Annotated in this window: 1 protein-coding gene; it reads left to right on the plus strand. The window is 74.5% G+C overall.

The window, feature by feature from the left end; all coding sequences use genetic code 11:
* Positions 1–266 precede the first annotated feature (266 nt).
* On the plus strand, positions 267–710 hold a 444-nt coding region (locus tag AWZ10_RS51305; RefSeq protein ID WP_244172782.1), incomplete at its 3' end, for an amidase family protein.

A 710-nucleotide genomic window follows, 5' to 3' on the forward strand; every position in this document is an offset into this window, starting at 1 on the left:
CCGGCGGGGTCGGTCCCCCTGCGGCCGGGCCCACCGCCGGGCCGTCCGCACCGGCCCGCCCACAGATACCCAACCCGCCGAAACCGCCCACGCCGGGCGGACCGGGCCGCTGAGGCACCGTGGAGAAGTCCGAGCCTCCCTGGAAGTCCGACCAACCCGAGACGTTCGACGCGCCCCATGAGTCCGATGAGTCCGATGAGTCCGATGAGACCCATAAGTCCCATGAGCCGAACGAGCCGAACGAGCCCGACGACCCCAAGAAAGCCATGCAGCCGCACGCCTCACCACCGCCCGACGCCCCGTCACCCGACTGCCCCTCTCCCGCTCCCCTCCCTCACCGCTCTCCGCCGCCCCGCTCCCTCACCCCCGGCTCTCTTCCTCCCGCCTTCCCTCCACCTGGCGGCCTGCCGCCCCTCTCGGCCGAGCAGATCGCCGCAGCCGTCCAAGCGGGTGAGACGACGGCCGTCGACGTCGTCGCGGCGGCGCTCGCCCGGATCGAGCAGGCCGAGCCCACGCTCCACGCGTTCGTCGAGGTGTGGGCGGAGGAGGCGTTGCGGCGGGCGGCGGAGGTCGACGCGCAGGTCGCCGCAGGCGTACGGCTGCCGTTGGCCGGGGTGCCGATCGGGGTGAAGGGACGGGCCGGGCTGCGGCCCCGCACGGGCGAGCTGGCGGTGGAGGGGCGACCGGTGACGTACGACCGCAAGGGCCTG

The sequence above is a fragment of the Streptomyces europaeiscabiei genome (assembly GCF_001550375.1).
GTDB classification, from domain to species: Bacteria; Actinomycetota; Actinomycetes; order Streptomycetales; family Streptomycetaceae; genus Streptomyces; species Streptomyces europaeiscabiei.